Raw genomic sequence first — 23,752 nt, 5'->3', positions numbered from 1 at the left:
ACTCAAGAAGTCAAGAAATCAAGTGAATGTCACTTAACGGCAGCAAGGACCTTTAATAGGTAATTCCACATTCTTTGAACAGATGAGATGCTCATGTGTTCATCTGGAGTGTGGACATCAAATAGATTTGGTCCAAAGGATATCATGTCAGCACCGCCAAGTTTTTCTCCAAGAAGACCGCATTCAACGCCTGCGTGAATTGCATAAATTTCTGGTTCACTTCCAAACATGTCTTTATATATTTCTATCATTACGTCTCTAATTTTGCTATCTGGGTTGTATTGCCATTCTGGGTAATCAGAATCTGCGATTAGCTGTAATCCAAGAACCTTTGCAACCATTTCAGCTTCGTTAAGTATAGCGTATTTTAAGCTTCTTACTGAACTTCTAAGGGCGCTTTCAAATCTTATTGTATCGCCTTCTGTTGCAACAACGCCAAGGTTTGTTGAACTTTCAACAAGGTCCTTTATATGCATTGACATTGTTTTTATTCCATTTGGAATTAAAACAAGTGCTGCTATTGCCTTTTCCTTAGTTTCTTTTGAAAATACCTTTTGGATTTTGTTTTCTAATTTGCTGAATAGAACAGAAACTCCAGCATCTGAAGCCCTAAGTTCATTTTTTAGAATTTCATCCCATTCCTTTATTTTTGCTTCAAAGTTTGTTTTATCTTCTTCGTTGATTAACACAACTGCGTCGCATTCTCTTGGGATTGCATTCATCTTTGAGCCGCCGTTTATTTCAGCGATTTCAAAGTCGAAGCTGTTTGAAAGGTCATTAAGTATTCTTCCCATTATTTTGTTTGAGTTTCCTCTTCCCTTGTCAATTTCCATACCTGAGTGACCACCCTTTAGACCTCTTATTGCAATAACGTATGGAACAAGGTTTGAAGGTGCATCCATCCATTCGATGTTTAAAAGGTGTCTTGTTCTAACACCACCGGCGCAACTTACAAGTAGCTTTCCTTCTTCTTCAGAGTCCATGTTTATCATTATTTTACCATTTAAAAGTGAACCATCGATAGCCATTGCTCCACCCATACCCGTTTCTTCTTCAACTGTAAGAAGAACTTCAAGCGGTGGGTGTGGAATATCCTTTGATGCAAGTATTGCAAGGGCATATGCCATAGCTATACCATTGTCTGCACCAAGAGTTGTTCCTGTAGCATATATGTAATCTCCTTCGATTCTAAGCTTTAGTGGGTCTTTTTCAAAATCATGTGATGTGTCCTTGTTTTTTTCACAAACCATGTCCATATGGCCTTGTAGTATAACTGTTGGAGCATTTTCGTATCCTTGAGTTCCACTCTTTTTGATTATGATGTTATTTGCTTTGTCTTGAATAACTTCAAGATTGTGTTCATTTGCAAATTTCACAAGCCAATCGCTTATAGCTTTTTCATTGCCTGAACCGTGTGGAATCTTTGTTATTTCTTCAAAGTAGTAAAAAACGTCCTTTGGTTCTAAATGTGATAAAACACCCATTTTGGTCACCTCGCTATTTATTTTCAATATTATTATAATCCAGCTTAAAATAAATTAAAAGTTTTTTATTAATTAAAATTAACTTTTGTCATTTGAAATTTTTTTGTATTTATATAAAATCATACTCAATAAAAATCTTATCACTAAATCGAATGCCATGACAATCCAAATATAAACTATTGGAAGCTTAAAAAAGCTTGAGATTAGAATTACACCAGGGACTCTAATACCCCAAAGTCCGACAAATGCAACATACATAGGGATTTGAGTAAATCCTGCACCCCTAAGTGCACCAGTGAAAACCATGGCAGTGTTTTGAGGTATTTGAACAAGTCCCATAATGAATAGATAAAGTGCACCTATTTTTATAACTTCAGGTCTGTTCGTCAGCATCATCATTATTTTATTTGGGAAAAATACAAGTAAAGCAGTTGTAAAACTTGTTATAAGAATGGAGCCCTTCAATATTTCTTTGAGGTAAATTTTTGACGACTTAAAATCCTTTGCACCTACTGCCTGTCCAATAAATGAAGTTGCAGCTATTCCAAATCCAATTGCAGGCATATATGAGATTGATTCTGCTTGGAGCCCAACCTGATATGCTGCAAGGCTTGTTTCACCGTATTTTAGGACCATCCTTGTTAGTATTATCGCAGCTACCTGCCAGAAGACTGATTCAAATGAAGATGGCAAGCCTAATTTGTATATATTGAGTGTTAACTGTTTATCAAGTTCAGGTTTTAATGATAATCCCTTTACTATATTTGTTTTCTTGAAAAGTATGAAAAGTCCAATAAGTGATGCTAAGAAGTATGATAAAACAGAAGAAATAGCAGCACCTATAAGTCCTAATTTTGGAAAGCCAAAATGTCCGAAAATCAATATGTATCCAAATATTATATTAAATGCGTTCATGGATAAAGTTACATACATAGGCGTTTTTGCGTTTCCCATTCCCTGCATAATCCCTGCGATTAGAAGTATTATTACCATAAAAGGAAGGCTCAAAGTGGTGATTCTAAGATAAAGATTGGCATGACTTAAAAGATTATCTTTAGGGTTAAAAATCATTAGCAATGGTTTTGAGTTTAGTAGTATTATTATTTGGAACATCAAGACAAAAAATATTGAAGTTATAAAGGCTTGCTTAACGCTTTTTCTTAATTTTTCAAAGTCTTTTGCTCCAAAACTTTGGGCTATTATTACAGTAACTCCAGTTGCAACTCCCTTAAAAAGTGCCCATATTAAATTATAAATTCTGCTTGAAAGTCCTATTGCAGAAATTGAAACCTCATCAATTCTACCTATCATTGCCATGGTTATAAGTCCAGCCGTCATTTGAAGAATATTTTCAAATGTTATAGGCAATATCATTGATATTATTTTCTTTCTAATATTTTTTATATCGTTCATAATTACCTTCCTTTATTTTTCTATAGAATAATTTAAAGCCATCAAGTATAATTATAATACAAATAGTTTAATTTGATAGCTTATTTTAAAAATTTTTAAGGGGGATGGAATTTGAAGAGAAGAGAATATGCTCTATTAATTTTAGTGAATCTATTCTTTTTTGTAATTGCCTTTTCATTTGATTCATTGAGGGAAGTAAGTAAAGGAATATTAAGCATTATCAATCAATCGGATTTGTTAATTACAGATTATATAGCTGTTGGAGGAGTTGGTGCAGCATTTTTCAATGCAGGTCTTGTCGGAGCAGGTATAATTTTTCTATATTTTATTAATAAACTTGAAATAAATGGTGCACTTATTGCAGCCTATTTTACAACAGTTGGATTTTCTTTGTTTGGGAAAAATATAGTCAATATTTGGCCAACTATAATAGGGGTATATATTTTTTCGCTGTTTAATAAAGATAAGTTTAAAAACTATATTTTGATTGCTCTTTTTGGAACGACATTGTCCCCTGCTGTAGTGGAATTGGCATTTTTAAATATACTTGGCAAGGTTCCAGGACTTATGCTTGGAATTGGGATAGCAGGATTTATAGGTTTTATACTGCCACCTATAGCAAAATATTCATTAAAGCTTCATCAAGGTTACTGCCTATACAATATGGGACTTGCAGGCGGATTGATTGCAACGATGATGATGTCAAAGTTTAGGGCTTTTGGAATTGATTTTGAGAGAAGGCTTATATTATCTACAGGAAATAATCAAATGTTCACATTTATATTTTTAAGTCTTTTTGTTTTGCTTGTTGTATTCGCATTGATAATTGATGAAGAAGCTATCAAGCAATACACTTGCATATTGAAAACTACAGGAAGACTTTATATGGACTATTACACTGATTTTGGAGTAGGGGCTACTCTTTTTAACATGGGAACAATGGGAATATTATTTGTTGTTTATGTTTTGGGTATAAAAGGAGAGCTTACAGGACCTGTTTTAGGGGCTATTCTAACAATTGTTGGATTTGGAGCTTTAGGGAAACATTTAATTAATACTATTCCTGTTTTGATTGGAACATATATATCAGCATATCTAAATATTTGGGAAATTAATTCTCAATCTATAATATTAGCATCTTTGTTTGGGACTAACCTTGCTCCTATTGCTGGAGAGTTCGGATGGTTTGCGGGAATAATAGCTGGATTTTTTCATGTATCCGTAGTTATGAATATGAGTTATCTACATGGAGGATTAAATTTATATAACAATGGTTTTGCAGGTGGTATTGTAGCAATAGTTTTGGTACCAATACTATCTGCAATAATGAGAAAAAAAGTTGAGTATAAATATTAAGTTTGTTGTATTTTTTGTTTTTATAAGCAAATAATAAATGTATAAAATATTATTTTTATAAAAACAATTTTAAGGGCTGTCGCAAAATATATGCAAAGCATTAGCTTAAGGAATCATAGGTAATTTTGCGGCAGCCTTTTTATATCGTGTATAAATATGCAAGTGCTTTTGCAAAATTGTTTGAATATTTATAAATTTTTAACGATTTTTAAAGCATACTAAAGAATAAGAGACTTTAAGGGATAAAGCTTGAACTAAAATCATAAAACGACCGCTTTTGACAAAATTTTAAATTTTCTAACAGTTTGATTTATTATACATTCGATGTATAATGTATATGTAGTTTAACGACTAGGAGGAGTTGGGATGAACCAGTTTGTTAATGTAACTTCCGAAATTGGAAAGTTAAAAAGAGTTATGCTCCACAGACCTGGATACGAAGTTGAAAATTTGGTTCCAGAGTATCTTGGGAGACTCCTTTTTGACGATATTCCTTTTCTTAAGATTGCTCAGCAGGAACATGATAAATTTGCCCAGGTTTTAAGGGAAAATGGAGCAGAGGTCTATTATCTTGAAGAACTTGTAACAGAAGTTTTGAAGGATGAAAAAATAAAAAATGAGTTTTTAGATGAGTTTTTAAATGAAAGTGAAATAACCTCGCATTCTTTGAAGGAGGCTTTAAAGGGATACCTTCTCGGGTTTGATACAAGAGGAATGGTTGATAAGATAATGGCGGGTGTTAGAAAGAAGGAAGTTGAGATTAAAGAGCCTACTTCATTGGTTGAATTGATGTTTGATGACTATCCATTTTATCTTGACCCGATGCCTAATCTTTACTTTACAAGAGACCCAGGGGCATCAATTGGTAATGGTATAACATTGAACAAAATGAGGATGGATGCAAGAAAAAGGGAAACTCTTTTCTTGAAGTATGTAATTAAATATAATAAGCTATTTAATAATCCTGAAACTCCTCTGTGGTATGAAAGGTCAATGCCTTTTGCCCTTGAGGGCGGGGATGAACTTGTTTTATCCGACAAGGTTGTAGCAATTGGCTGCAGTGAAAGAACATCAGCAGAGGCAATTGAAATTGTTGCAAAAAATTTATTTAATTCAAATACAAGTTTTGAAAAGGTTTTGGTTTTTGAGATACCAAAATGCAGAGCATTTATGCATCTTGACACTGTATTTACTATGGTTGACTATGACAAATTTACAATACACCCTGGTATTCAAGGACCTCTTAGCGTGTATGAAATAACAAAGGGTGCAAATAATACTCTTAAGTTTAAACACAATACAAGCCCTGTAGATAGAATTTTGGCTGATGCTCTAAATTTATCATCTGTTGAACTCATACAATGCGGAGGCGGTGATTTTATAATTGCAGGAAGGGAACAGTGGAATGACGGTTCAAATACTCTTGCAATTGCACCTGGAGTAGTAGTAACATATGAAAGAAATTATGTTACAAATGAAATACTAGATAAGAAGGGTATTAAAGTTATTTCAATACCAAGCTCAGAATTATCAAGAGGACGTGGCGGTCCAAGATGCATGAGTATGCCGCTTTACAGAGAAAAAATTTAATTTTAAGGGAGGAATAAATTATGCCAGTTAATTTAAAGGGAAGAAGCTTTTTGACACTAATGGATTTCACACCAGAGGAAATCAGATACATGCTTGATTTATCACACGATCTAAAGTCAAAGAAGAGAGCAGGAATAAGAAATAATCTACTTGCAGGAAAGAACATAGTATTATTATTCGAAAAGACTTCAACAAGAACAAGATGTGCATTTGAAGTTGCAGCACTTGATGAAGGAGCACACGTAACATTCCTTGATTCAAACAGCTCACAAATGGGTAAAAAGGAATCGTTAGAAGACACTGCAAAGGTTCTTGGAAGATATTATGATGGTATCGAATACAGAGGATACGAACAAAAGGTAGTTGAAGATTTGGCAAAATACTCAGGAGTTCCTGTATGGAACGGTTTAACTGACGTTGACCATCCAACTCAAATACTTGCAGACCTTATGACAATAGAAGAACATGTTGCAAAGCCTCTTAACAAGGTAAAAGTAGTATTTGTAGGAGATACAAGAAACAATATGTCATATGCTTGGATGTATGGATGCGCTAAGATGGGAATGCACTTTGTAGCATATGGTCCAAAGGAATTATGGCCAGATTCAAAGATTTTAGCAGAAGTTAATGAAGTTGCAAAACAAACAGGTGCAGTTATTGAAGTTTCAGATAACATAGAGAGCTTAAAGGGAGCAGATGTAATCTATACTGACGTTTGGGCATCAATGGGAGAAGAGGCAGAACTTCCAAAGAGAGTTGAACTTTTAACTCCTTTCAGGGTAACTATGGATATGTTAAAGGCAACAGGTAATCCAGATGTTATATTCATGCACTGCTTACCATCATTCCATGACTTTGAAACTAAGATGGCAAAGGATGCTAAGGAAAAAATGGGTCTTGATATCAGAGAAGTTACTGACGAAGTATTCAGAAGCAGACATTCAGTAGTATTTGATGAAGCAGAAAACAGAATGCATACAATAAAGGCAGTTATGGTAGCAACATTATAATTTGAATTACATAGAAGGCTGTCTCAAATAATAAATTTTTAGAGGCAGCCTTTTAAAAAATAATGAATTAACAAGGGAGGCAAATTTATGGCAAGAATTGTAGTTGCTTTGGGGGGAAATGCTCTTCAAGCAAATCCAAAGGATATATCAGCTGAAGCGCAGCTTTTAACAGCTCATCATACAGCAAAGGCTATAGTTGACCTTATAGAAGATGGTCATGAAGTAGTTATAGCGCATGGTAACGGACCACAGGTTGGCCAAATAGTTGCTACATATGAAGCAGCAGCTACTGTTAACGAAAACAACCCGGTTATGCCATTCCCAGAATGCGGTGCGATGAGCCAAGGATATATTGGCTATCACCTACAACAGGCAGTTAGGGAAGAAATGGTTAGAAGAGGTTTAAATAAGAGTATAGCAGCTGTTGTAACTCAAGTTGTTGTTGATAAGAACGACCCTGGATTTAAGAATCCAACAAAACCAGTAGGCTCATTCTTCACAGAAGAACAAGCTAAAAAGCTTATGGCTGAAAAGGGATATGTTATGAAGGAGGATGCAGGAAGAGGATGGAGAAGAGTTGTTGCATCACCTATGCCTATAGATGTTGTTGAAAAGGAAGTTGTTAAGACTTTAGTTGAAGCTGGCCACGTTGTTATAACAGTTGGAGGTGGCGGCGTTCCTGTTGTTCAAAAGGAAGACGGTTCATTAGAAGGCGTTGCAGCAGTTATAGATAAGGACCTTGCTTCAGAAAAGATTGCTGAGATACTTGACGCAGATGAGCTTATAATATTAACTGCAGTAGAAAAAGTTGCTATAAACTTCAATAAGCCAGACCAGAAGGAACTTGATACGATGAATTCAAAAGAGGCTAGAAAATATATTGAAGAAGGTCACTTTGCGCCGGGCTCAATGCTTCCAAAGGTTAAGGCAGCTTTAATGTTTGCTGAATCTAAGGAAGGAAGAAAGGCAGTTATAACTTCACTTGAAAAGGCAAGAGAAGCTCTTAAAGGTTTAACTGGAACTGTTATCACTAAATAGGTGACATTCACTTGATTTCTTGAGTTCTTGAATTGTTTGACAATTCAAGAACTCTTTTTCATACAAAAAACTTAATCTTAAGTGCCTGGCACTTAAGATTTTATTTGTCTGCTTTTTTTTCATCCTTATACTGTTTTTCTATTACATCTAATATTGAATTATCAATCAAATTTTCATCCTTTAGCTTTTTAAGTGCTGCAAGTCCTATTATTTGAAAAATTGCTGTGTATTTTCCAATATCTAATATATTTTTGTTGCTGTTTTTTACTTCATCTGCATCCTTTTGAACTAATAAAATCCAACCTGTGTCATTTATATCGAAGTAGCATCCATATACATCCTTGCCCCTGTAGTCCTTGTAGGGAATTGTTTTGGAAAAATCAATGCTCGTTTTAATCTTTTGGATATCGATTTTAAGATTTCCAATCGCGTCAGGGTAGTATCGTGATTCGGTTAAAAAAATACCATCTTTACTTACTATAAACGATTCTATCCCATCATCCTTTTCGATTGCTTTCATCAAGATACTGAGATACATTAGGTCTATTCTTGCACATATTGCTCCAACAATTTCTTCTTCTTTAAATATTGGTGTTCCAACGTCAAAATATAGTTTGCCGTCTGATTTAAAAACATCTGATATTTTTTCCACTCCCCCGAGGGCGTTTCTAACTACAAATGAATTAATGAATTCTTTTTTATTATTTATATATCCATATATAAAGTTTCCATTTTTATCGATAACGTAGATTTCTCGAAAAACTGGTTTGTTGAATTTGACATATTCAAGCACCTTAGATATATCGTCTTTTTCAAGATTAATAAAACAATCAACGTGGGCAAGCGTGTTTAAATCATAAAAAAATTCTTCCTTCCATTCAATTATTGTAGATACCTGCCTTCGTCCAATCATTTCTAATGTCTTTGCAATGCTTTCTGAATCCGAGTTGAAATTTATTTTATAGAAAGTGAAACTTGTTATTACAGTTGGTATAAGTGAAATAAGCAGCAGTATTACATAGCGGATTAAACTTTGTTTTTTAATTTTTTTCTTCATATTTCAACACCTCTAGTATATAATATTTATTAGATACGATTATTGACATAAAATGGGACTATTTGGGGGTGCGCTATGAAAAATATTAATATTAGCGAAGTGAATTACAAAAATTTCGGGCGTTGTGTAAAAATTTCAAATGGCGTTGTTGATTTGCTTGTAACCATCGATGTTGGACCGAGAATTATAAGGTTTGGATTTGAAGGAAGGGAGAATATGCTCTGTGAAAACACTGACTATAAAGTTAAGTCTGGCGATGACTACTGGTATATTTACGGAGGCCACAGGCTATGGCATGCTCCTGAGGCAAATCCAAGAACTTATTACCCTGACAATTCTCCTGTTAGTTACGAGATTATTGAAAATGGGATAAAGGTTACGGGAAATGTTGAAAAGTGGAGACAGGTGATAAAGGAAATTGAAATTGTTCTAAATCCAGAGGATAATAAAGTTAGAGTATTGCATAGAATAACAAACAAAAATGCCTGGGATATTAAACTTTCTGTTTGGGCGCTTACTGTTATGGACAAGGGTGGAGTTGAGATAATTCCTGTTAACACTCAGCAGACAGACCTTTTGCCGAACATGAATTTAGCTATTTGGCCCTATACTAGATTAAATGACAAGAGAGTTAACTGGGGTGAAAAATATATTGTTATAAAACAGGATGAAAATGAGAGCCAACCATTTAAAATTGGGATTAGCAATAATGAAGGATGGGCTGCGTATGTCAACAAAGGAGTTACATTCATTAAAAGATATAAACATATTGAAGGGGCAAATTATCCCGATTATGGTGTTTCATATGAGACTTATACAAACTATTTTATGCTTGAGATGGAGACTCTTTCACCCTTAACAGAGATAAAGCCTGATGAATGCATCGAACATATCGAGGAATGGGAATTAATTGATAACGATTATATGATGAGAAACTTAATCTAAAGTGCCAGGCACCATAACTTAAGTTGACAATTTGTCAACTTATTTATTATAATGATAATAGAAAAGGTTTTCTATAAGGGGGAATAATATGTCAGAGTTAAGGTGGAATCCGCTACTAAAGACGTGGACTATGGTAGCTTCAAATAGACAGGCAAGACCAAATATGCCAAAGGATTGGTGCCCATTTTGTCCTGGTTCAGGCAGGGTGCCGGATGATTATGATGTTTATAAATACGATAACGATTTTCCAGCTCTAAAGCAAAATCCTGATGTTCCAGACTTAGAAGGAACAGAGCTTTATAAAGTTGCGGAAAATTACGGAAAGTGTGAGGTTATTTTATATTCTCCAGAGCATACTAAAACTCTTCCTGAACTTTCAGTTGAGCATATTTATAAGCTTGTAAATCTTTGGACTGAAAGATTTAGGGAGCTTTCAAAGGACGAGAGGATAAAATATATTTTTGAGTTTGAAAATAGAGGAGAAGAGGTAGGGGTTACAATGCCTCATCCTCACGGACAGATTTATGGGTATTCCTATGTTCCACTAAAGCTTAAGGTTGAGCTAGATAGTTGCAAAGAATATTATCAGGATAGTGGAAAGTGCATGATTTGCCAGATGAATCATGAGGAAATAAGTTTTAATAAAAGAATAGTAACAGAGAACGATAGCTTTTTAGCATATATACCTTTCTTTACTGATTATCCTTATGGTGTATTTATAGTCAGCAAGAATCACAAGGGGAATTTTACTGAGTTTACAGATAAGGAAAAATGGGACCTTGCGGAAATATTAAGAAACGTTACGGGGGCATTTGATAATTTATTTGACAGGTTATTCCCATATATGATGTGCATTCATCAAACTCCGGTCAATTCGGAAGAATATAAGGATTCAGACAAATACTATCATTTTCATATAGAATTTTATCCTCCGCTAAGGGACAAGGATAAGATTAAATTCTATGCATCGTCTGAGATGGGAGCATGGGCTGCGGCGAATACTATGGCGGTTGAGGATGCTGCTGAAAGGTTAAGAGAGGCACTTGAAAAGTTTAAGGCAAAGATAGGGAGATAAGCACAGAGGGGTGAGCATTTTGGATATTAACTTATTGAAGGAAGAATTTAATAATGCATTTGGTTATTCTAATGATTTAAATTATTTTTTCTCTCCGGGAAGAGTTAATTTAATCGGAGAGCATATAGACTACAATGGAGGACTTGTTTTTCCATGCGCCTTATCAATAGGTATTTATGCAGCGGTAAGATACAGAGACGATGATATTGTAAACTTAAGGTCAAAGAACATGAACAATATAGTTAGCTTTAAACTTGATAATATTAAATATGACGATAGCGATGGATGGGGTAATTATCCTAAGGGAGTTGTAAAGTATCTATTAGACGGAGGATATAATCTTAAAGGTGCTGATGTATATTTTGTAACTACGCTGCCTGATGGAGCAGGGCTTTCAAGCTCTGCTGCGCTTGAGGTTTTAACCGGCTATTTAATGCTTTATCCGAGCCTTGGAGAGAAAATAGATAGAGTTGAGCTTGCGAAGCTCTGCCAAAGGGTTGAGAATGAGTTTGTCGGCGTAAACTGTGGTATAATGGACCAATTCTCAGTTGCGATGGGCAAAAAGAATAGTGCAGTTTTATTGGATTGCAATACGCTTGAGTATGAATATGCGCCGCTCGAGTTAAATGATTACAGCCTTGTTATTATGAACACAAACAAGAGAAGGGAGCTTGCAGATTCTAAATATAACGAAAGAAGAAGTGAATGCGATAAAAGTTTGGAAATTATAGGACAGCATAAATCAATCAGGAATATTTGTGAAGCGGACATTGATGATTTAAAGTATTTGAACGATGAGGTATTAAGGAAAAGGGCAAGACATGTTATTACTGAAAACGAAAGAGTTAAAAAAGCTGTTGAAGTTTTAAAAACAGGAAATGTAGAGGAATTTGGAAATCTTTTAAAACAGTCCCACGATTCATTAAGGGATGATTATGAGGTAACAGGGCTGCACCTTGACGCGATAGTTGAGGAGGCTCTAAAATTTGACGGCTGCATAGGTGCAAGGATGACGGGAGCAGGATTCGGAGGTTGTGCCATTGCACTGGTTGAAAAAAATAAAATAAAAGAGTTTACAGATTTTGTAGGCAAAAATTACTTGTATAGAACGAATATAACTCCAAACTTCTATATGTGCAGCGTAGAGGACGGAGTTAAAAAAATAGGGTAGAGGTGGAAATATATTGTAAACTATTAAAAGGATAATTAGTAAATTTTATATTTTAATTTATTAATTAAAATAATATATTATTAGAAAAATTTTCTTGAAATTTGCATATAATTGTAATAGAATAGTTATAGAAAAGGTTTTCTATAATCTTTATATAATCTACACAAGGGGGGATGAATTGAGATTGGGTTAATATTATTCTAAAATAAATAAAATTTAGGGGGGTCCTTATGAAAAAGTTATTAGCAATGTTAATGACTTTAATTTTGATTGCTGGATTATTTGCAGGTTGTTCTAAGTCAACAAGTAATAAGCCTACTGAATTTAAAAATGTTCAACTTGAATTCTGGAATGGGTTTACTGGTCCAGATGGAAAAGGAATGCAAAAGATTATAGACCAATTCAACAAAGAATATGAAGGAAAAATCAATGTTAAAACTCAAGTTATGCAGTGGGGACAATATTATGACAAGATTATAACTGCAGTTGCAAGTGGAAATGCTCCTGATGTCGGTATAATGCATGTTGATACATTGCCAAAATATGCAATGAAGGGCGTTATAATTCCACTTGATGAGCTTGCTGCTAAATTGGGATTGCAAGAATCAGATTTTATTTCTGCAGTTTGGAAGGCTGGAATTTATGAGGGTAAAAGATACGGAATTCCGCTAGATGTTCATCCACTCGGTTTATACTATAATGTTGACCTTTTAAAACAAGCAGGATATGACCATCCTCCAACAAATATGGAAGAATTCTTGGAAATGGCTAAGGCTATGACAAAAGATACAGATGGAGATGGAAAAATTGACCAATGGGGATTTGCAATGCCAACTCTTTGGCCAAGCCATCAAATTTATTGGACAGTTCTTCATCAGTTTGGTGGTAAAGCAACAAGCGATGATGGAACAGAACCTTTATATACATCACAGGAGGCTGTTGACGCACTTCAATTTTTAGCAGATACAATATTTAAGTATCAAATATCACCTAAAAATATAACTCAAGATGGTGAAGTAACTTTATTTAAGCAGGGTAAACTTGGATTCCATTTAAACGGAATTTGGATGATTGCTGGATTTGAAGAACAGCAAGGTTTGAATTTTGCAACAGCACCAGTTCCTCAATGGGGTAAACAAAAGGCTGCATGGGCTGGTTCACATCAATTTGTAATCTTTAAGCAGAAAAATGAAGACCCTGTAAAAGTTGAAGCTGCTATGGTATTTGCAGACTATATTACAAAACATAGTATGGAATGGGCTAAGGCAGGCCAAGTTCCTGCAAGAAATTCTGTAAGAGAAAGCGAAGAATTCAAGGCATTAAAGCATCAAATGGGATTTGCTGAACAGGCAGATTATCTTGTATTCCCTGTGTCTTCGCCATATTTCCCAGATGCATGGGGTCCAAGTGGTGAGGCAGTAACTAATGTTATGTTAGGCAAGGATACACCAGCATCAGCGCTTGAAAAGGCTGCTGATAAGGGAAGAAAGCAGGTTCAGGCTAATAAACAGTAATAGAAGGAGGCTTTTTGCCTCCTTTTTGTAAAGAGAGGTGTTTATATGGACAAAAAACTTGACAAAATTCAACCATATCTATTTATACTGCCACAGTTTGTTTTCTTTTTAATTTTTATGATAATTCCAACAGTTTTAGGAGTTTGGATAAGTTTAAACAGATGGGATTATCTAACGCCACCAAAGTTTGTAGGCTTAAAAAATTATATGGATTTATTTTCAAAGGATACAATTGATTATCTTGAATTTTGGAATTCGTTTGGAAATACATTTAAATTTGTGATATTTAGTGTTCCATTCTTGATTATTATAGCGCTAGCCTTGGCACTTTTAGTAAACTCACCAAACTTAAAACTAAGAAATTTTTTCAGAGGAGTTTTTTATACATCAAATGTTCTTTCAGTCTCATGCGTGGGTTTAATATGGCTGTGGATGCTCGATACAAATGCTGGGTTAGTAAATTATTATTTAGAAAAGTTAGGTTTTGATAGAATACCGTGGCTTGCGGAGCTTCCATGGGCATGGATATCCCTTGTATTAATGACTGTATGGTGGACTATTGGTGGAAATATGATTTTGTTTTTAGCTGGATTACAGGATATACCTCAAGTTCTTTATGAAGCAGCAGATATTGATGGCGCAAGTGCCTGGCAGAAATTTAAATATGTGACATTACCAGGACTTAGAAGGCCTCTTCTTTTTATAATTATTATGACAACACTAGCTCAATTTAATATTTTTGGACAACCATATATGGTAACAAGGGGTGGCCCAGGAAATGCGACTAAGGTTCTTTTGATGTATATTAGGGACGTTGCTTTTGGACAATATAGAATGGGCTCGGCATCGGCTATGGCCATAATGATGGGACTCGTTATGATTACCTTTAGTATTATTCAATTTAAGTTGTTGACACCAAAGGAATAGGGGTGATTTTATGCAGGAATTGGTAAAGAATAAGGAAGTAAAATACAGTATTTTTAAAAGCTATAAAAATAAAAAACAGATTAAACAGATTTTGATATTTTCAGTAGCAGTGATTTTAGCCATTATTTGGCTCGTTCCATTATTGTGGATAGTATCTACTGCATTTAAGCCAGAAAGTGACGTTATTGATAGTGTGGTAAGATGGATTCCTAAGAGAGTAACCCTAGACAATTTTAGGCATATATTCAGCGATAGAGAAAATGCACCTATAATTAGATGGTTTTTTAACAGCCTTTTTATTGCAACCTCTCATACGATATTAATTCTTTTATTTGATTCTCTTGCAGCGTTTGCTTATGCCAGGTTGAAATTTAAGTATAAGGAAACAATATACTGGATTATGATGGCTACAATGATGATTCCGACGATAATTAATTTTATTCCTGTATATGTCATAGTTGATAAGTTTGGGTGGATTGATACTCCGGCTGCTATGATATTTCCAGGTTTAGGTGGAGTGTTTGGAGTCTTTTTATTAAGGCAATTTTTTGAAGGTATACCTAGGGATTTAGATGAAGCTGCCAAAATAGATGGTGCTGGATATTTTACAATTTATTTTAGAATAATACTGCCTTTAGCAAAACCAGCATTAATGACGCTTGCTATTTTTACATTTATGGGCAATTGGAACGATTTTCTTTGGCCGATACTTGTTACAAATAATGCGGCAAATAGAACGTTGCCAGCAGGTCTTGCAATCTTTCAAGGAGCATACATCCATAATTATGGTATTTTAATGGCAGGTGCTCTTATGTCTGCTGTTCCACCTATTATTTTATTCTTGGCAGGTCAAAAATATTTTGTCAAGGGAATTGCATTGAGTGGTTTGAAGGAATAATCCTACAGGAGTGATTAGTTTGAAAAAATCATTGATTTTGTTTTTTGTAGCGATTATCGTAACAGTTTTTAGTTACTACAATTGGTCGAAACAGCAAAGCACGAATTCTGATACAATTTCTATGGATGTTAATAAATATAAGAATCCAGTTTATGTCCCAGATGGAGCCAGCGTTATCAATATAGCAGACCCAACAGTAATTAAATATAACGGAGAATACTATCTTTATGGGACATCTGATATTCCAGGATTTAATGTATTTAAATCAAGGGATTTAGTAAATTGGGAATACAAAGGGGTAGCATATTTAGGGCCTCCTGCCAATGGGATATTTGAGGGCGTTTGGAATCTCGATTGGTTCTGGGCCCCAGCCATTTACTATGATAATGGTAAATTTTATATGTATTATTCAGCTGGAGACCCCTCAAAGGGTGCAGAAAGCAGGAATATTGGAGTTGCAATTAGCGATAATCCATTAGGTCCATTTAAGGATTATGAAAAGAACCCCATAATTACGGATGTTAATTCAATAGATGGATTTGTTTTTAAGGATGAAGATGGAGAAAAATATTTTTATTATAATCAGGTAGGTGCTGGATTTAACGGTATTGCTGTAAGACATATGAAGGATATGTTTAGTTTTGACACCGAAGAAACAAGGGTTATTTCAATATCCGAGCCGTGGGAAGGAGTTATTAATGAGGGACCGGTCGTTTTAAAAAGAAACGGTAAATACTATTTGATGTTTTCTGGAGGAGATTATGCAGATAAAACATATGCTGTAGGGTATGCTACTGCAGATAGGCCTATGAGCGATTTAGGAATGGCTGATAACGTTACCTGGAAAAAGTATGACAAAAATCCAATTATAAAAACAACTGATAAAGTAATATCTCCAGGTCATCATGATTTAGTGTTAGCACCTAATAATTTAGCTTATTATATTATTTATCACACTAAAAGATACGAAGAAATAGGCCCTCAAAGGCAAATTGCAATAGATAGACTGTTCTTTAATTATGATAAATTGTTTACGTTTGCTCCTACCTCTACTGAAATGCCTTATCCCGAAAAGCCTGACTTTCAAGATTGGTTTGACGGTGATGAAAGTTATGCAAATGAAAATTGGAGAATAGTTAAAGGAGAATTCAGAGTAAAAAACGATGAACTCGTTTCAAAGTCTGAAGAGGGTTTTATATTAAATAAAAAAAGCTATGGAAACAACTATATTTATGAAGTAAATATGAAAGTAAATGAATTTAAAGAAAATTCTACCGCAGGATTTGTTGCTTCTTATATAGATGCAAACAACTATATTAAATTTTATTTAAAACCTTCTGAAAATAATTTTGTTTTAGAAATTATTGAAGGTGGCAACAGAAAAATTATTAAGTCAAAAATCAGCAAATATTTTAATTTAAAAGCTTATCACCAATATATTTTAAAGAAAAATGGAAAGCGAATTGAAATTTATGTTGACAATATAAAGTATTTTGAAGATGAATGTCAGTTAGATAACGGTTCATTTGGATTATGCAGTAAAGATATTGAAACAGCATTTGATGGAATTGCTTTTACATCTTCATTTGAGGATAATTTTGAAGCAGATACAGGAATTTTCAATGGGATGCAAAGGCAAAACGGTGAATTAATATTAAATAAAGATTATAAAGCAATTTTTGGAGATAAAATTAAAAATTATGAATTTGGTTTTGATTTTAAGTTTGAGAATTTAGGAGGGCATTCTTTTTACTCATCATATGAAGATGAAGAAAACAACGTAAAAGTTTCAATTGAGGGTAAAAAATTAAAAATCGAAAAGCTTTTGAATGGGAAAAAAGAAGTGAAAAAATACCAAATCAATAATTTGTCATATGGTGACTTCAACCCGACGGAATATAATAGCTTTAGAGTTGTAAAGTATAATGATATCTTTATTTACTATATAAATGGCAATGAAATTGCGATTGATAGGGCTGACTTACAAGAATCATGTGTAGGTTTTATAAATCAGGACAGTAAAATATTAATAGACAATGTTTATTTGTTTGGACTTAATTATTAACGACGGGAGGATTTTGTATGAATATATTTAGAAATGAATACCCAAGACCAAATTTTAAAAGAGCTAATTGGACAAATCTTAATGGTGAATGGGATTTTGAATTTGATGATTTGGATTTAGGCGAAAGAGAAAAATGGTATCTGGGAAAAAAATTTAGCAAAAAAATAAATGTTCCATTTTGTTATCAGAGTAAACTATCGGGAATTGGTGACAAGTCAATTCATGATGTTGTTTGGTATCACAAAAATTTAAAATTTGATAAAAATAATTTAGATAAAAGAGTATATATAAATTTCGGAGCGGTTGACTATTTTACTAAACTTTATGTAAATGGTAATTTTGCCGGAAGCCATAGGGGCGGGCATGTAGCATTTAGGTTTGATATTACTGATTATTTAGTTGAAGGTGATAATGATATATTCTTAAGAGTTGAGGATAAGAGTTTTGACTGTTCTCAACCGAGAGGTAAACAAACCTGGAAAAAGGACAATTTTGCATGCTGGTATACAAGAACAACTGGAATTTGGCAAACTGTTTGGTTAGAATTTTTAGATGAATTTCATTTAGAACGAGTAAAGATAACACCTGACATAGATAATAGATTAATAGATGTTGAGGCATATTTTAACAAGATAAGCGATGGCGGTTTATTAGAGGTTGAAGTAAGCTTTGAAGGGAATTTGGTTAAAAAAATTTGGACAGATATTAAGCATGAAAGAGAAAGATTTTCCATAGATATTGCCTCTGATGAAATTCAATTTAAAGTATACTATTGGTCGCCCGAAGAACCAAAACTTTATGATATCAAATTTAGAGTTTTATATAATGGGGAAGTAAGAGATGAGGTAGAATCTTATTTTGGAATGAGAAAAATTAGCATTAGAGAAGATAGGATATTGCTAAACAATCGTGAATATTATCAAAAATTGATTTTAGACCAGGGGTATTATTCAGATGGGTTATTAACTGCACAAAGTCAGGATATGTTTATTGAAGATATTAAAAAGATTAAATCAATGGGATTTAATGGTATTAGAAAACATCAAAAAATAGAAGACCCCGTTTTTTTATATCACTGCGATAGAATGGGTCTTTTAGTATGGGCAGAAATGCCATCGACGTATGAATTTAATGATAATGCAATTGAAAATATTATTTATGAATGGAAGCAGGCAATTAAACAACAGTATAATCATCCATGCATTATAACATGGACATTGTTAAATGAATCATGGGGAGTAAATGAGATATATAACAATATAAAGCAGCAAAGTTTAGCTAATGCACTATATTATTTAGTTAAATCAATGGATAGTTCGAGACTCCTGATTTCTAATGATGGATGGGAACACACAATTAGTGATATATTGACTATACATGATTATATTGAAGATGGTGATTTGTTTTATAAAATTTATGAAGATAAAGAAAAGATAAGCAATGGAGCACCATCTATAATAAATCCAAAATACAATTACGCAGAAGGCTATGAATATAACGGACAACCTATTATCATAAGTGAATATGGTGGAATAGCATTTTCGAACGTTCATGGATGGGGATATGGAAATAAAGTTAAAAACGAAGAAGAGTTTTTAGAAAGATTTAAGAAAATAACCAGAGCTATAATGAATACAAAATATATATGCGGATTCTGCTATACACAGCTTACAGATGTAGAGCAAGAGATGAACGGACTCTTGGACTGGAACCATAATCTTAAGTTCGATGTTGATAAAATAAGAGAAATATTAGATTAATTTAATGTCTGTTTTACTATGCTAATTTTTAGGGAGGCTGAAATGATGTATTATAAAAACCCACTGACTATTAAGGAAATAGGAGACCCGTTTGTATTAAAGGATATAGATGGAAAATATTATTGTTATGCCACATCTGCAAGCGATGGATTTAAAGTTTGGATTTCAAAGGACTTAGTTAACTGGGAGTTATTCGGTTATTGTTTTAAAGCAGATGAAGACTTTTGGGGATACCAGGATTTCTGGGCGCCAGAGGTAGTTTTTTATAACGATAAATATTATATGTTTTATACAGCAAGATGGAAAAAGAATGATAGCCTTAGAATAGGTGTTGCTATTTCAGACAAGCCTTATGGTCCATTTAAAGATATGTTTAATGGGCCAATGTTTGATTTTGGATTTGCAGCAATAGATGCACATGTCTTCTTTGATGATGATGGAAGAAAATTTATGTATTTTTCAAGAGATTGTTCTGAAAACATAGTAGAGGGAAGACATGAGAGCCATTTATATGGGGTAGAATTAAACGACGACCTTGTTAGTTTTAAAGGAGATATAGTTTTATTGACAAAGCCTGAACAGGACTGGGAATTAAAATCTGGACCAGAATGGAGATGGAATGAAGGACCTTTTATGCTTAAGAGGAATGGGATATATTATTTAATGTATTCGGCTAATTTTTATGCAAGCAGAGATTATTCTGTGGGGTATGCAACCTCTAAAAGTCCGCTTGGTCCCTTTAAAAAGTATGAAAAGAATCCTGTATTATTTTCAAATAAAGATGAAATTTCAGGACCGGGGCATCATAGCATAACTAATTCTCCTGATAATAAAGAGATGTTTATAGTATATCATACCCATACTTACCCTGATAATCCAAGTTCAAACAGGCAGGTATGTATTGATAGAATTGGATTTGACGATTCTGGAAATATAATCGTATATGGGCCTACTAATACTTTGCAACCATATCCTTCTGGTGTAGAAATTTGATGACGAAAAAACAAATTAAGTGTATAATAACATTATAGATTTTGTCTTTTTGGAGGCCTTGTTATGAAATATACTATTGAGGACGTTGCAAAGGAAGCTGGAGTATCAATAACAACTGTATCAAGGGTTATAAATGGGAACTATCCTGTTAAGAAGGAGACAAGGGAAAGGGTTGAAGCTGCAATAAAGAAGCTTAATTTTCAACCAAACCTTCTTGCAAGAAGCCTTATAAATAAAAAGACTTTTAGCATTGGTGTTGTTATACCTGGCCTTACTAATATGTTCTTTACTGAGGTTGTCCAGGGGATTGAAAGCTATATGAGAAAATATGATTATGATGTGTATATAAGTGACTCAAGAGGCCGAGTTGATTCTGAAAAAAGAAGAATAAATAAGTTTATAGACAGATATGTTGACGGAATAATTCTTATTGACCCTCAAACAGAAAACATGAAGAATGGATTCATTGAAGAAGTATCAGGAAAAATACCGATTATGTGCATAAATGGATATCATGTAGGAGTTAGGACTAATTTCGTGTTGAGCAATGAGGGAAACGGAACAAGGCAGGCGCTTAAATATTTATCTGAGCTTGGTCATGAAAATATAGCATTTATAAGAGGAGAGAGCAGTTTTTCCTATGATTTAAAGGAAGAAATATATAGGGAATTTTCAAAGGATAAGGAACCTCTTGTATTTTTTACACAAGATGGGAACAACATAGATGTTGTTGAAAACACTTCTAAGCTATTAATGGAGATTTCAAATGCCTATGAGATTGGGAAAGAAATAACAGCTTTTTTTGCCTGCAACGACCTTATGGCAGTAGGTATTTTAAACGGTTGTCGTGAACTTGGAATTAATGTTCCAGAGGATGTGTCTGTAGTTGGTTTTGATAATATAATATTATCCCAGATGGTCAATCCAAAACTAACAACAGTTGACCAAAACATGAGACTGCTTGGGGAAAAGGCAGCTGAAAATTTAATCAACCTTATACAAAATGGCAGTTTAAGCTGCAATGTTGAAACAATAGATACAAGGCTCATAATTCGAAGCAGCGCTAGTAAATTAAATTATTAATATGCTGTAGATTTGATTTTAGCGAGTCCCGTGAAATATCTCATGGGACTCGCTTTTGCGCTTGATATAATTTCTATTCATTACTTGCTTTTTACTATCTTAAATTCCTTTACCAAATTAACAAATAGATTCTTTTCAAGGTCGCTGATATTTTCAAAACCATATCTTGCCTTGATATAAATTTCGCGTATTATTGCATTTTTTTCTTTGTCTACAAAATTATCTGATTTAGACTTAATCGATAATGATGTGTCATATGGCATAATTTCTATACTTCTTTTAAGTTTTGATATATATTTTGAGTAATAATATCGTATCAATTCGTTATTATTTCTTGGTTTTAGAAAAGATGATAACTTATTTATATACTTTTTATTTGAATCAAACAAAAATTCTCTCTCTTCCCTATAAATCTGACTGTTTGAAAAATCAACTTTATTTTCTTTAAGAATTAGCTTATAAATGATATACATAAATAGTGCAAAAACTAAAATTTTTGCCGTAAAGGCTAATGCAAAATTTACCGTGGTATTTTGCATAACATCCTGTGCTACTTTTTTTGCATCCTCAGAGCCCATTTTTTGTGTGATAATATTTATATTCTCGCTGCTAATGGCTCTATAAAGTAGTCTTCTTACTTGTTCGAGTAAAATTGCTATAACAAAAAACAACCAGTAGAACAAATAAAAAAACAAATCTATAAACTTATTATAAATAAAAGTCAATGAGATTAATAAATATCTTCTAAAACCTTCTATGCTCAGTATTATAGATAAAAATATTATCGATAAGTTAAAAAACATATTATATCTTGATGGACGCTTAGCTTTTTTTTCTGTTTCTTCATACCTTAACGTTCTTAATAAAATGGTTCCGGTTGTTAAATAAACAATAATAAATCCCGATATAAAGCTATTTAGAATGTTAAAACTAAATGTTATTAAAAATACAGCAACGATTCCGGAAATCATCTTAATTCCATTTTCGAATTTTTCAGTAAATAAGCTATAACTTGTCATTTCTTCTTTTTGAATTTTAGTCATTAAAAATGAAAGAATTATGAATATTAACGCCTCGAAAAAAGACTTGGACGATATTGCTGGGATAAATAGTAAAGCAATGAAAAAAATATTTTTACCATATTTTTTAATTGCAATCTCTGAAATAAAAAGAGCTATGATATAATAAAAAAATTGAACTTGTCCTATTGATCGTGATAGTATAATTGAAATTGTATTAAAGGTCATATATAGAAGGGATAATCTATTAAGCAAATAAACATATCTCATTTAATCATTCCCTTCAAAATAGATTTCTATATTTTTCATTAATTCAACATTGTTTTTTTCTAAAGTTATTAATACAACTTTTTGATATATATCTTTTAATCTATTTATTTCAGCGACATATTCATTAAATATAGATGGTGTAATCACAACAGCAGTTGTATAATTCATTGACCTATTATTTTTCAATATTTCTTCAAATGGTGTAAATATGCTGTAATCGATTCTTCCAAGCGATTCAAGTATGCTCATATAGTGTTTTTTCCCAAGTCCAGTGTTTGAAAGATTTATATTCATGTAGTTTTGCGCATTGCATTTTATACCATAAGGAATTTTTTCACTCTCTAATTTATCAATAATTGCTCGAGTTATTGAAATAACTTTTTCTATTTGTCGGCTATCGATTTTTTCCCAGAAGGGTTTGCTTGTTTCAATGTTTAGATAAAGCAATATATTGTTATCTGTCGTGTAGTCGAATTCTTTAACCATCAACCTCTGATTTTTCATGCTTGTTGGCCAATGAATATATTTTAATGGCTCATTTCCTGTATATTCACGAAGTCCGACTGTTAATATAGGGTCCTCGATTATCCAACGTTTTACAGATAAATCTCCCAGAAATGAACCGATTGGTTTTAATTTGTTTTTTAAATCATATGGCTTTGGCAAAACAATTATTTCCCTACTAAATTCAAAATCCCTTGAAAACTGTTTTAAACCTAACAAATCTCCGCATATTAAATTTGCATTGTATAAAAGATATCTTCCTCTACTACTGCACTTTACTAAAAAAGAACGTTTTATCCTCTGGTAGGGTAAAATCGATAGTGTAGTCTTAAAAACATTTACATCGCTGTCTATATTAATGAATTGAAACTCTTTGGGATAATTTTGATTAATTTGCAAATATGTTATGGGCAATATTTTTTTGTTTTCAATAATAAATGAAATCTCAAATTCCTCATGGCATTCGAGCACGGATTTAGAAAATTTAATGCTGTAGAATAAATTATAAAATGAATATTTTTGGGATAGGTTGTTTATATACAGGGCTAATACAACAATCAATAACAATGCTAAAAACATA

The 23,752-nt window shown here is 33.2% G+C and carries 19 protein-coding genes; 14 read left to right on the top strand and 5 right to left on the bottom strand.

Features of this window, described 5'->3' with window-relative positions; translation table 11 throughout:
- Nucleotides 1–29: 29 nt before the first annotated feature.
- Both ABG79_RS02425 and ABG79_RS02420 read right to left on the bottom strand, forming a co-directional pair.
- Entirely contained in the window at nt 30–1,484 is a 1,455-nt protein-coding gene (locus ABG79_RS02425) for an aminoacyl-histidine dipeptidase (RefSeq protein WP_057976766.1), read from the bottom strand.
- Between the two features lie 78 nt (nt 1,485–1,562).
- Entirely contained in the window at nt 1,563–2,897 is a 1,335-nt protein-coding gene (locus tag ABG79_RS02420; protein ID WP_057976764.1) for an MATE family efflux transporter, read from the bottom strand.
- Nucleotides 2,898–3,008: 111 nt separating this feature from the next.
- Here ABG79_RS02420 and ABG79_RS02415 point away from each other — a divergent pair, with 111 nt between their 5' ends.
- From ABG79_RS02415 to arcC, 4 genes are all read left to right on the top strand, one after another.
- The gene (locus tag ABG79_RS02415) at nt 3,009–4,253 is read left to right on the top strand and encodes a DUF1576 domain-containing protein (RefSeq protein WP_057976762.1); all 1,245 of its coding nucleotides are present in this window, start codon (nt 3,009–3,011) and stop codon (nt 4,251–4,253) included.
- Between the two features lie 366 nt (nt 4,254–4,619).
- Nucleotides 4,620–5,843: an arginine deiminase gene (gene arcA, locus ABG79_RS02410; RefSeq protein ID WP_057976760.1), complete on the top strand. Its 1,224-nt coding sequence runs from the start codon at nt 4,620–4,622 to the stop codon at nt 5,841–5,843.
- 20 nt (nt 5,844–5,863) lie between these two features.
- Nucleotides 5,864–6,853 carry an ornithine carbamoyltransferase gene (gene argF, locus ABG79_RS02405; RefSeq protein WP_057976758.1) on the top strand — a complete coding sequence of 330 codons (990 nt, stop codon included), beginning with the start codon at nt 5,864–5,866 and terminating at the stop codon, nt 6,851–6,853.
- An 87-nt stretch (nt 6,854–6,940) separates the two neighbouring features.
- Nucleotides 6,941–7,891 (top strand): carbamate kinase, encoded by a 951-nt coding sequence (arcC, locus tag ABG79_RS02400; protein WP_057976756.1) that lies wholly within the window; start codon nt 6,941–6,943, stop codon nt 7,889–7,891.
- 100 nt (nt 7,892–7,991) lie between these two features.
- Here the strand turns inward: arcC and ABG79_RS02395 are convergent, their stop codons facing one another.
- Nucleotides 7,992–8,948 (bottom strand): cache domain-containing protein, encoded by a 957-nt coding sequence (locus ABG79_RS02395; RefSeq protein WP_057976754.1) that lies wholly within the window; start codon nt 8,946–8,948, stop codon nt 7,992–7,994.
- Between the two features lie 75 nt (nt 8,949–9,023).
- On the opposite strand from ABG79_RS02395, the gene ABG79_RS02390 reads away from it, so the two are divergent.
- From ABG79_RS02390 to ABG79_RS02345, 10 genes are all read left to right on the top strand, one after another.
- Complete coding sequence (locus tag ABG79_RS02390) at nt 9,024–9,893, top strand: hypothetical protein (RefSeq protein WP_057976752.1); 870 nt, start codon at nt 9,024–9,026, stop codon at nt 9,891–9,893.
- A gap of 88 nt (nt 9,894–9,981) precedes the next feature.
- The gene (gene galT / locus ABG79_RS02385) at nt 9,982–10,968 is read left to right on the top strand and encodes a galactose-1-phosphate uridylyltransferase (protein WP_057976750.1); all 987 of its coding nucleotides are present in this window, start codon (nt 9,982–9,984) and stop codon (nt 10,966–10,968) included.
- 19 nt (nt 10,969–10,987) lie between these two features.
- Nucleotides 10,988–12,139 (top strand): galactokinase, encoded by a 1,152-nt coding sequence (locus tag ABG79_RS02380; protein WP_083490293.1) that lies wholly within the window; start codon nt 10,988–10,990, stop codon nt 12,137–12,139.
- Between the two features lie 230 nt (nt 12,140–12,369).
- Nucleotides 12,370–13,653 carry an ABC transporter substrate-binding protein gene (locus tag ABG79_RS02375; RefSeq protein ID WP_057976749.1) on the top strand — a complete coding sequence of 428 codons (1,284 nt, stop codon included), beginning with the start codon at nt 12,370–12,372 and terminating at the stop codon, nt 13,651–13,653.
- A 45-nt stretch (nt 13,654–13,698) separates the two neighbouring features.
- Entirely contained in the window at nt 13,699–14,580 is an 882-nt protein-coding gene (locus ABG79_RS02370; protein WP_057976747.1) for a carbohydrate ABC transporter permease, read from the top strand.
- Nucleotides 14,581–14,590: 10 nt separating this feature from the next.
- Entirely contained in the window at nt 14,591–15,478 is an 888-nt protein-coding gene (locus tag ABG79_RS02365; protein WP_057976745.1) for a carbohydrate ABC transporter permease, read from the top strand.
- Nucleotides 15,479–15,497: 19 nt separating this feature from the next.
- The gene (locus ABG79_RS02360) at nt 15,498–17,543 is read left to right on the top strand and encodes a glycoside hydrolase family 43 protein (RefSeq protein WP_057976743.1); all 2,046 of its coding nucleotides are present in this window, start codon (nt 15,498–15,500) and stop codon (nt 17,541–17,543) included.
- 17 nt (nt 17,544–17,560) lie between these two features.
- Nucleotides 17,561–19,303: a glycoside hydrolase family 2 protein gene (locus tag ABG79_RS02355; protein ID WP_057976742.1), complete on the top strand. Its 1,743-nt coding sequence runs from the start codon at nt 17,561–17,563 to the stop codon at nt 19,301–19,303.
- A 45-nt stretch (nt 19,304–19,348) separates the two neighbouring features.
- Nucleotides 19,349–20,296, top strand: coding sequence for a glycoside hydrolase family 43 protein (locus ABG79_RS02350; protein WP_242859291.1), 948 nt, complete (start codon nt 19,349–19,351; stop codon nt 20,294–20,296).
- Between the two features lie 63 nt (nt 20,297–20,359).
- Nucleotides 20,360–21,379 (top strand): LacI family DNA-binding transcriptional regulator, encoded by a 1,020-nt coding sequence (locus tag ABG79_RS02345; RefSeq protein ID WP_057976738.1) that lies wholly within the window; start codon nt 20,360–20,362, stop codon nt 21,377–21,379.
- Between the two features lie 80 nt (nt 21,380–21,459).
- On the opposite strand, the gene ABG79_RS02340 is transcribed toward ABG79_RS02345, so the two are convergent.
- Entirely contained in the window at nt 21,460–22,668 is a 1,209-nt protein-coding gene (locus tag ABG79_RS02340; RefSeq protein ID WP_057976737.1) for a hypothetical protein, read from the bottom strand.
- A complete protein-coding gene (locus ABG79_RS02335) occupies nt 22,669–23,751 on the bottom strand; it encodes a DUF58 domain-containing protein (RefSeq protein ID WP_057976735.1) in 1,083 nt (360 codons plus the stop codon).
- Nucleotide 23,752 lies beyond the last annotated feature (1 nt).

Source organism: Caloramator mitchellensis (genome assembly GCF_001440545.1).
GTDB classification, from domain to species: Bacteria; Bacillota; Clostridia; order Clostridiales; family Caloramatoraceae; genus Caloramator; species Caloramator mitchellensis.
This window is presented reverse-complemented; position numbering and strand designations above follow the sequence as displayed.

Bases quoted from the DNA above. Each gene is read 5' to 3' on its own strand.
- ABG79_RS02425 (WP_057976766.1), bottom strand. From the start codon at position 1,484: ATGGGTGTTTTATCACATTTAGAACCAAAGGACGTTTTTTACTACTTT.
- ABG79_RS02420 (WP_057976764.1), bottom strand. From the start codon at position 2,897: ATGAACGATATAAAAAATATTAGAAAGAAAATAATATCAATGATATTG.
- arcA (WP_057976760.1), top strand. From the start codon at position 4,620: ATGAACCAGTTTGTTAATGTAACTTCCGAAATTGGAAAGTTAAAAAGA.
- argF (WP_057976758.1), top strand. From the start codon at position 5,864: ATGCCAGTTAATTTAAAGGGAAGAAGCTTTTTGACACTAATGGATTTC.
- arcC (WP_057976756.1), top strand. From the start codon at position 6,941: ATGGCAAGAATTGTAGTTGCTTTGGGGGGAAATGCTCTTCAAGCAAAT.
- ABG79_RS02395 (WP_057976754.1), bottom strand. From the start codon at position 8,948: ATGAAGAAAAAAATTAAAAAACAAAGTTTAATCCGCTATGTAATACTG.
- ABG79_RS02390 (WP_057976752.1), top strand. From the start codon at position 9,024: ATGAAAAATATTAATATTAGCGAAGTGAATTACAAAAATTTCGGGCGT.
- galT (WP_057976750.1), top strand. From the start codon at position 9,982: ATGTCAGAGTTAAGGTGGAATCCGCTACTAAAGACGTGGACTATGGTA.
- ABG79_RS02375 (WP_057976749.1), top strand. From the start codon at position 12,370: ATGAAAAAGTTATTAGCAATGTTAATGACTTTAATTTTGATTGCTGGA.
- ABG79_RS02370 (WP_057976747.1), top strand. From the start codon at position 13,699: ATGGACAAAAAACTTGACAAAATTCAACCATATCTATTTATACTGCCA.
- ABG79_RS02365 (WP_057976745.1), top strand. From the start codon at position 14,591: ATGCAGGAATTGGTAAAGAATAAGGAAGTAAAATACAGTATTTTTAAA.
- ABG79_RS02355 (WP_057976742.1), top strand. From the start codon at position 17,561: ATGAATATATTTAGAAATGAATACCCAAGACCAAATTTTAAAAGAGCT.
- ABG79_RS02350 (WP_242859291.1), top strand. From the start codon at position 19,349: ATGTATTATAAAAACCCACTGACTATTAAGGAAATAGGAGACCCGTTT.
- ABG79_RS02345 (WP_057976738.1), top strand. From the start codon at position 20,360: ATGAAATATACTATTGAGGACGTTGCAAAGGAAGCTGGAGTATCAATA.
- ABG79_RS02340 (WP_057976737.1), bottom strand. From the start codon at position 22,668: ATGAGATATGTTTATTTGCTTAATAGATTATCCCTTCTATATATGACC.
- ABG79_RS02335 (WP_057976735.1), bottom strand. From the start codon at position 23,751: ATGTTTTTAGCATTGTTATTGATTGTTGTATTAGCCCTGTATATAAAC.